Source organism: Dietzia sp. DQ11-71, assembly GCF_014144995.1.
Classification (GTDB): domain Bacteria; phylum Actinomycetota; class Actinomycetes; order Mycobacteriales; family Mycobacteriaceae; genus Dietzia; species Dietzia kunjamensis.
Map to the genome: position 1 here is coordinate 1 of NZ_JAALDT010000166.1, position 8,250 is coordinate 8,250.

Annotated in this window: 11 protein-coding genes; 5 read left to right on the forward strand and 6 right to left on the reverse strand. The window is 70.8% G+C overall.

What is annotated here, in order from left to right; translation table 11 throughout:
- The 3 genes from G6023_RS06905 to G6023_RS06915 all read right to left on the reverse strand — a co-directional run.
- Positions 1-332 (reverse strand): hypothetical protein (locus tag G6023_RS06905; protein WP_206680985.1); only part of this gene is annotated, 332 nt, incomplete at its 3' end.
- Between the two features lie 332 nt (positions 333-664).
- Positions 665-1,069: a four-helix bundle copper-binding protein gene (locus G6023_RS06910; RefSeq protein ID WP_182634664.1), complete on the reverse strand. Its 405-nt coding sequence runs from the start codon at positions 1,067-1,069 to the stop codon at positions 665-667.
- 85 nt (positions 1,070-1,154) lie between these two features.
- Positions 1,155-1,817 (reverse strand): TetR/AcrR family transcriptional regulator, encoded by a 663-nt coding sequence (locus tag G6023_RS06915; RefSeq protein WP_182634666.1) that lies wholly within the window; start codon positions 1,815-1,817, stop codon positions 1,155-1,157.
- A 57-nt stretch (positions 1,818-1,874) separates the two neighbouring features.
- Here G6023_RS06915 and G6023_RS06920 point away from each other — a divergent pair, with 57 nt between their 5' ends.
- Entirely contained in the window at positions 1,875-3,113 is a 1,239-nt protein-coding gene (locus tag G6023_RS06920; RefSeq protein ID WP_241727735.1) for a cytochrome P450, read from the forward strand.
- A gap of 14 nt (positions 3,114-3,127) precedes the next feature.
- Here the strand turns inward: G6023_RS06920 and arfB are convergent, their stop codons facing one another.
- Together arfB and G6023_RS06930 are read right to left on the reverse strand one after the other, a co-directional pair.
- Positions 3,128-3,568, reverse strand: coding sequence for an alternative ribosome rescue aminoacyl-tRNA hydrolase ArfB (gene arfB / locus G6023_RS06925; protein WP_182634668.1), 441 nt, complete (start codon positions 3,566-3,568; stop codon positions 3,128-3,130).
- 56 nt (positions 3,569-3,624) lie between these two features.
- A complete protein-coding gene (locus G6023_RS06930; RefSeq protein ID WP_067716419.1) occupies positions 3,625-4,236 on the reverse strand; it encodes a 1-acyl-sn-glycerol-3-phosphate acyltransferase in 612 nt (203 codons plus the stop codon).
- Between the two features lie 265 nt (positions 4,237-4,501).
- Between G6023_RS06930 and G6023_RS06935 the strand changes: the two genes are divergently transcribed.
- Positions 4,502-5,974 carry a DUF4389 domain-containing protein gene (locus G6023_RS06935; protein ID WP_182634670.1) on the forward strand — a complete coding sequence of 491 codons (1,473 nt, stop codon included), beginning with the start codon at positions 4,502-4,504 and terminating at the stop codon, positions 5,972-5,974.
- A gap of 17 nt (positions 5,975-5,991) precedes the next feature.
- Here G6023_RS06935 and G6023_RS06940 read toward each other — a convergent pair whose 3' ends face one another.
- Positions 5,992-6,639 (reverse strand): TetR/AcrR family transcriptional regulator, encoded by a 648-nt coding sequence (locus G6023_RS06940; RefSeq protein ID WP_227022230.1) that lies wholly within the window; start codon positions 6,637-6,639, stop codon positions 5,992-5,994.
- Positions 6,640-6,718: 79 nt separating this feature from the next.
- Here G6023_RS06940 and G6023_RS06945 point away from each other — a divergent pair, with 79 nt between their 5' ends.
- From G6023_RS06945 to G6023_RS06955, 3 genes are all read left to right on the forward strand, one after another.
- The gene (locus G6023_RS06945; RefSeq protein ID WP_182634672.1) at positions 6,719-7,195 is read left to right on the forward strand and encodes a nuclear transport factor 2 family protein; all 477 of its coding nucleotides are present in this window, start codon (positions 6,719-6,721) and stop codon (positions 7,193-7,195) included.
- Between the two features lie 37 nt (positions 7,196-7,232).
- Positions 7,233-7,961 (forward strand): sulfite exporter TauE/SafE family protein, encoded by a 729-nt coding sequence (locus tag G6023_RS06950; RefSeq protein ID WP_182634674.1) that lies wholly within the window; start codon positions 7,233-7,235, stop codon positions 7,959-7,961.
- A 40-nt stretch (positions 7,962-8,001) separates the two neighbouring features.
- The coding region (locus tag G6023_RS06955) for an SDR family NAD(P)-dependent oxidoreductase (RefSeq protein WP_241727736.1) at positions 8,002-8,250 on the forward strand (249 nt) is incomplete at its 3' end.

Sequence of the window (8,250 nt, forward strand, 5' to 3'; positions counted from 1 at the left end):
GGCGGCGCGGCGGAATGCGCCGTGGTGGTCGCCGAGACGGCCCCGGGTTCAGGGGTCGGGCCGGCGGCGGGGACCCGGATGATCACGGACGCCGAATCGTCGCCGTCGCCGACGCCGCCCCTGTCTTCTCCGGTGGCGCGGGCGCCCTTCGGGTCGCGCTCGGCCTCGGAGTCACCGGCGTTCGGGCCCGGATCGGCGACGGTCGACGACAGGACCCAGGTCTGCGGACCGGGAGTTTGCGGGACGGGGTCGGCGGATGTGGTCGGAACTACCGCAGCCGATCGTTCCAGGCCCAGCGGCACCAGGAAGAACAGGCCGAGGAGGAGCGCCACACCCAGGACGGCCCAGCCGAGCCCCGGAGGGGAGGCCGAGCGCGGAGCGTCGTCTCCGGCAGGGCGGCGATCTCTGTGTCTGGACCGCCTGAAGCCGACCATCGTGTCTCCCTCGGCAAGGCACCGCCGCGGATCGGCTCTGTGCGACTGCGGGAGACACTCACCACCCCTTCTCCCAGCAGTAACATCGCCGCGAGTTTGGTAAGCGTTACTTCACGCTCTGGGATGAATCGGCCTACGAACTGGGAGGCCGAAAGTGACCGCCGGTCCAGACGGCTCGCCCGGCTGCCACCGGGGGGCGCTGTTGATCGTGAGCTCAGCCGATCGTGAACTCAGCCGATCGCGGCGAGCAGGTCGGCGCAGGCCTTCTCGCAGCGGCGGCAGGCCTGGGCGCAGTGCTTGCAGTGCTCGTGCATCTCGGCGTGCTGCTCGCAGTCGTCGGCGCAGGCGGCGCAGGCCGTCCGGCACGCCGTCAGCTGCGCCTTGACGACCTCGAGGTTGCTGCCGGTCCGGCGGCTCAGCAGGGCGGCGGTGGCGGCGCAGACATCCGCGCAGTCGAGGTCGGTGCGGATGCAGTCGCGCAGGTCGGCGACGGACTCCTCGGCGAGGCACGCGTCGGCGCACGACGTGCAGGTGGTGGCGCAGGACGCGGCCGCGTCGATGGCCTCGGCGAGCAGGTCCACGTCGAGGCCGTCGGTCGGATTCGGATGGGACGTGATCATCTCGGAAGTGCTCATGCCCCCACGCTACTGATCCCGCCCGGTGGCGCAAGGTCTGAGATCAAGACGATATAACGACTGGTGGGGGGCTCGGAGGTGTCCTTCAGGGGCGGGGCGCAGGCCGCGCGAGCCCTCGCGCGAACCCGTCGATCAGGTCCGCCACATAGGTGCCGTGCGGGGGACCGACCTCCGGCGGATCGCAGGCCCGCGCCGCGAGTTCGGCGGTGAGCATGACGATGAACTGCCGGACCCGGTGGCGGGCCAGGTCCGGGCCGCACGCCGCCGTCGCGGCCGCGACCAGCATCTCCAGCTGATCCTGCAGTGCGGTGTCCGCGACCGGCCCGTTGTTGACCGTCCGGCCCACCTCCGCGAGTGCTCCCAGCTGGCCGATCACCCGGAGCGTCCAGCGGCCCTCGTCGTCGTCCAACAGGTCCGCCAACGGGGACACCACCGCCCGCACGATCTCGGCGAGGTCGGGCGGCGACGACGCCCACGTGTGCAGATCCGCGCGTCGCTCGGCCTCCATCCGCAGGACGCCGCGGTGCAGCACCTCCGCGAGCAATCCCGCGCGGCCGCCGAAGTGGTAGTTGATCGCGGAGTCGTTGCCCTGGCCGGCATCGGCGACGATGTCGCGGACCCGTGCCGTCCGCCAGCCGTCCGAGGCGAAGCGGCGCAGCCCGGCGAGGTAGAGGGCGTCCCGGGTGGCCGTGGCGCGGGGTGTGGTGGGGCGGGGGGTAGTGGAGCGCGGGGTGGTGGGGCGGGGCACGCGCTCGAGTCTAGAGGGGCCCTTCCCATTGTTTAACAGTCCGTGTTAAATGGCGCCATGATGCAGCAGCCCGCGACGGCCCCCACGTTCAACCCGTTCGACCCCGCGCACCTCGCCGACCCCTACCCGGGCTACCGGCTGCTGCGCGAGACCGATCCGGTGCACCATCACCGCGGCGACGGCACCACCGCCCACCCCGACTTCTGGGCGCTGTCCCGCTACGCCGACGTCGACGCCGCCGTGTGCGATCCCGGGACGTTCTCCTCCGCCAGCGGGCTGACCTTCTACCGCGACGAGATCGAGAAGCTGGGGCTGGCCCCGACCATCGTCATGATGGACCCGCCCGAGCACTCCGGGAAGCGGCGGCTGCTGGCCAAGGCGTTCTCCCCGAAGCGCGTCGCCGCCACCGAGCCGCGGATCCGCGACTTCGTCCGTGGGCGGCTGGCGGAGATGGCCGAGAGGTACGACGACGACGAGGTGGTCGATCTCCACCGCGACTTCAGTGCGCAGATCCCGACATTCGTGCTGGCCCACCTGTTCGACCTGCCGACAGCGGACCGCCCGCTGTTCGGCCCGTGGGTCAGTGCGCTGACGACCCTGCAGGAGGAGGGATTCCGCCCGGCCGGCCTCGAGGGCGGGGCGGTGGACGCGGTGGCGGAGATGTTCGCCTACTTCGGTGAACTCATCGCCGAGCGGAGGGCCCACCCGGGTGACGATCTCATCTCCGCTCTGGCTCAGGCCGAGATCGAGGGCGAGCGGCTGGACGACTGGGACATCCTCGGCTTCTGCTTCGTCATCGTCGCCGGCGGCAACGACACCACCGGCAACCTCATCTCGCACACCGTCGCGCTGCTCGGCTCCCATCCGCGGCAGCGGGAGATGCTTGCGGCCGACCCCGGGCTGATCCCCGGCGCGCTCTCGGAGTGCCTGCGCTTCGAGTCGAGCGTGCAGGCGCTCGCGCGAACGACCACCCGCGAGGTGACCGTCGGCGGGACGACGATCCCGGCGGGGGAGAAGGTGATGATGCTCTACGGCTCGGCCAACCGCGACGAGCGCGAGTTCGGTCCCACCGCCGGGCAGCTCGACATCACGCGCGAGATCAGCGGGCACCTCGGGTTCGCCCGCGGCCCACACTTCTGCATCGGCTCGCACTTCGCGCGGCTCCAGGCACGCATCGCGGTGGAGGAGCTCTACGCCGCGCACCCGACGGTCGGGGTCGACCGGGACTCGGCGGTTCGGGCGCTCTCGCCGTTCACCCGGGGGTTCGTCTCGCTCCCCGCGACGGGCCTGGCCTGACCTGCGACCGGGCATCAGTCGTGGTCGGGGCGCCTCCGATTGCGCTTGATCTCGGCCCGGCGGCGTTCATGCCGGACACGTCGCCGCTGCGAACCGCGGGTGGGTCGGGTCGCACGCCTGGCGGCCGGCGGCGCCACCGCTTCGCGCAACAGCTCCTCGAGGCGCCGGCGTGCCGTCGCCCGGTTGCGCCGCTGCGACCTGTTCTCCTCGACGCTGACGGTGAGGACCGTGCCGGACAGTTTCGGGGCGAGGGTGCGCAGGGCCCGTTCGCGCTGGACCTCGTCCAACGCCGTCGTGGTGCCCAGGTCGATGCTCAGCTGCACGCGCGAATCGGCGGTATTGACGTGCTGGCCGCCGGGGCCCGACGACCTCGAGAAGCGCTCGACCAGGTCTCCCGCCGGCACTGTGAGGCCACGGGGCGCGCCGGGCCCCGGAGTCACGCGCAGGCCGTCCATGGAGCCAGTATCCCGCACCGACGAGCGCGGCCGGGAACCCGACAGCAGTCCGGACGTCAGTCGAGCTGCTCCTGCGGCAACTCGGCATCCGTGCCCGCCGCCCGGCGCTCGTCGACCAGACGGGGCTCGACCCGCTTTGAGGGATGGAACCCGGCCTTGTCCGCGTAGAAGGCACGGATCCTGTCCATGTCCGCGGCCACGTCGCCGGTCAGATCGATCGTCGGGCCGAGCCCGGTCGTCATGGTGCTGCGATCGACGTAGCCCAGCGTCACCGGCATGCCGGTTTCGCGGGCGATCCGGTAGAAACCCGACTTCCAGTGCGTGTGCCCGCCGCGGGTGCCGTCCGGGGCGACGACCAGGCCGAACGTCTCGCCCGCGTGGACCTGCCCGACCACGTCCTCGACGACCCGGGCGGGGTTCGCCCGATCGACCGGAACCCCACCGAGCGCCCGCATGATCGGCCGGCGCCACCCGGTGAAGAGGCTGGCCTTGCCGAGCCAGTGCATGTCGATGCCCAGTCGCCAGGCGATACCGAGCATGAACACGAAATCCCAGTTGGACGTGTGCGGTGCGCCCAAGAGCACCGTGGGTCGATCCGGAGCCGGTCGGGTCGACAACTCCCAACGGCTGAAGAACCAGAAGGCGCGGGAGACGAGGCGGCGGATCACCCCGTCACCCTAGGCCACCGCCGGGTGCGGCGGAGGGGGTCGAGGCCGGACGGGAAATCAACACACAATCGACGCAGTTACACTGCGAATATAACGATATAGTCATCTTTACGACGGCATCGTCGATCCAGACGAGTGTCGTGACACCTACTCCTGAGGAACCGCTATGGGTGCTCCGCAACCCGCTCCGTCCCACTCCGATCCGAACCCCGGCTCGACGGCCACGCCCAGATCCGGGCAGGGGGCCCGTCCACTCAACTGGATCATGCTCGTTGCCGGCGTGCTGCTCACGGCGCTGGGCCTGACGCTGAGCGCTGCGGGCATCTTTCTCGCCGTCGCCGAGGCCTCGCAGCGGGACGGGCGGTACGCGTACACCCAGACCGAGCAGTTCCGCTCGGTCGGCAACGCGATCATCACGGCCCCGTTCACCCTCAACCTGGACGAGGACCAGGCTGCCTCCTCGGGTGCGTTCGATCTCGAGGACCTGATCAGCGTCCGGGTCCGCGCCACCCCCGTCGTCCCGGGACAACGGGTGTTCCTCGGCATGGCGCCCGCCGATGCCGTCGACGAGTATCTCCGGGATGTGCCCCACGCCGTGTTCGGCACCGACCCGTGGGCCGACGGCTACGGCATGGACGCGACGGACTGGTCGACCCGCTCGGATGAGAACGGCGATGTCGACGAGGTCCCCGGGACGCGGGTGCCGGGCCCTCCCGCCGACGAGCGGTTCTGGGAGCGTTCCGTCACCGGCTCCACCCAGCAGACCCTCAATGTGGACCTCCGGTCCGGGAACTGGGCGATCGTCGTGATGAACAGCGACGGCAGCCGCCCGGTGTGGGTGGACGTGCAGGCGGGGGCCCACACCGAATTGTTCGGATTCGCGAACCCGGCCACGCTGATCGCCGGGATCGTCGGTCTGGTGCTGGGGATCCCGCTGATCCTGCTCGGCGCCGCCGGGCTGGGGCGCGACGTCGAACGCCGAACCGCGGGCGTCCCGGGCGCTGATGTCACGGGCCGGTTGACCGGCCCCGATCCGCTGCGGCTGACCGGCCATCTGGATCCGGGCGTCTCCCGCGCACTGTGGCTGATCAAGTGGGCGCTGGCCATTCCGCACTACATCGTGCTGGCGGTCCTGGGCTTCGCCGCGGTCGTGGTCACGGTGGCCGCGGGCCTGGCGATCCTGTTCACCGGCCGCTACCCGCGCTCGTGGTTCTCCTTCATCGTGGGCGCGATGCGGTGGCACTGGCGGGTCGGCTTCTACGCCTACGCCGCCCTGGGCACCGACCGGTACCCGCCCTTCGCGCTGGGCCGGGCGGACTACCCCGCCGATCTGGACGTCGTCTACCCCGAACGTCTGTCGCGGGGTCTCGTGCTGGTCAAGTGGTGGCTACTGGTGATCCCGCACCTGCTGATCGTCGGCATCATCACCGGCAGTGGCGCGGCGGCGGTCGACGCCTCGACCGACAACGACGGCATCAGCGTCGGCTTCACCCTGCTGGGACTCCTGGTGCTGATCGCCGCGATCGGCCTGCTGTTCACCGGGCGCTACCTGCCGGGCCTGTTCGCACTGAACGTCGGCCTCAACCGCTGGGTCTACCGGGTCGCGTCGTACGTTCTGCTGCTGCGCGACGAGTACCCGCCGTTCCGCCTCGACCAGGGGCCGACCGAACCGGCACCCGCCGCCGAGCACGCCACACCCGCCGAGTACGCCACACCCGACGGGCCTGCCGACCGCTGAGGGGCCGGGCGGGGGCCTCAGCGGTCGCCGGTGATGACGCGGGCCAGCAGATCCGCCAGCCGCTCGTCGATGCCCTCGCGATCGGCCTCGGGGATGTCCAGCGCGTCGAGCAGCGCGCCCCGGAGCACCGGCCAGGCGTACACGGCGGTGAAGACCAGCAGCAGCTCGACGTCGCCGGCGGGCGGGGGAGAGGTCATCCGCCGCAACGCGGCCGCCGGACGCTGCGACGGGTCGAGCATCGGCGGGAACGCCGCCTCGCGGTCCAGGGCCAGCCACGCGAGCAGCCGGCTGATCTCCGGGTGCGACGAGGCTCCCAGCAGCATCCCGCGCGCGGCCTCACCGGCGTCGTCGAGGTCCTCCAGGCGGGCGGCACCGTAGCGCACCGCATCCTGCATCACCTCGGTGAGCAGCGCGTCCTTGCGCCCGATGTGTCGGTGGATCAGGCCGAGATTGACCTGCGCCGCGTCGGCGATATCGCGCAGCGGGACGTTCGGACCGCGATCGGACAGCAACCTGCGGGCCTCCCGCATGACCGCCGAGCGGACCTCGTCGCGGCCGGTCGGGCGTGTGGGGGACGGGCTGCCCGCGTTGTCGTCGTCGCCACGGCTGCCGTCCCCGTTCGGGGCGCCTGGCGCGCCTCCGACGGCATTCTTCCCGGTTTCCATTCCCGAACTGTACACAATTGACTACAGTCGCTGCTGTGCGCGCGACACGTGCGCCCCGACCCTCTGCGAAAGGCCCGCGATGAGCACTCCCGACCGCCGCGACGACATCGACGCCATCAAGTCACTCAAGTACCGCTACCTCCGCTGCGTCGACCTGCGGCTGTGGGACGAGCTCGCCCAGACGCTCGCGCCCGACGTCACCGCGTCCTACGGTAAGCGCCTGTCCTACACCGGCCGCGACGAGGTGGTCACCGGACTACAGGGGCAGATGACGAACGACGTCATCACCGAGCATCAGGCCCACCACCCGGAGATCGAGGTCGACGGCGACACCGCCACCGGCCGCTGGTACCTGCAGGACCGGGTGATCGTCCCCGCGTTCGACACGATGATCTTCGGCAGCGCGTTCTACTCCGACACCTACGCGCGCATCGACGGGCGCTGGATGATCACGAAGACCGGCTACAAGCGCACCTACGAGGCGATGATCAACCTCAAGGACGTGCCCAGCTTCCAGCTCAACGACAACCACCTCGCACCGTCGAGCGCCCAGTAGTAGCACCGGGCCCCGGTAGGAGGTCGGACGGACCGTCATGGAGTTGATCTGGGTCGCGGCCGTGTGCGTGGCAGTGGCCTCGGTCATAGGAGGGATGACCGGATTCGGCACGTCGCTCATGGCGACCCCGTTCATGCTCATGGCGGGCATCGGCCTGACCGAGACGGTCGTGGTCAATCTCGTGGTGGCGTTGGTGACGAGGGTGGGTGTCACCTACCAACTCCGCCAGCACATCGAGTGGCGACGCGTCGCCATCCTCGGCGGGGCGAGTCTCCCGGGCGCCTGGCTGGGCGTGCAGACCGTGAGCATGCTGCCCGAAGAGCACCTCAAACCGGCGGCGGGGGTCATCACCATCCTGTGTGGGCTGGCCATGGCACTTCCGACCGCACGAGTGGCGCGCCCGCCGTCGGCCCGGCTCACCGCGGTCACAGGCGTGATCGGCGGCTACTTCTCCACCACCACCTCACTCAACGGGCCGCCCGTGGTGCTGCTGCTCAGCCGCGCCAGGCTGCCCCCACTGAGCTTCATCGCCGACCTCGCCGGTTACTTCGTCGTCACCAGCATCGTGTCCCTGGCGCTGTTGTGGGCGGGCACGGACGTCGACCTGCGGGAACTGACGCCCATGCTCGCGGCCTGCGTCGTCGTCGGAGTGGCGTTCAACCAGCTCGGCATCGCGATCGCCACACGCCTGCCGACCCACGTGTTCCGCTCGTCGGTGATCGCCCTCGTGGTGGTCGCCGGCCTCGTCACCATCATCACGGCGTGATCGCCGCCCACCGAGATCCCGATCAACCACGGAGGACCCCATGACCGAGAACACCCAGAACACGCCCGGGGCGGGCACCGACCAGCCGGGCGCGGCCGCACGGCCCGGCGCCGACCGCGACAACCGCCTGGCCGGCAAGGTCGCGATCGTCACGGGCGGAGGACAGGGCGTCGGCCGCGGCATCTCGCTCGGCCTCGCCGAATCCGGCGCGGCGGTCCTGCTGGTCGGTCGCAGGATGCACAAGCTCGAACGCGTCGCCGAGGAGATCCGCTCCGCCGGCGGCACCGCC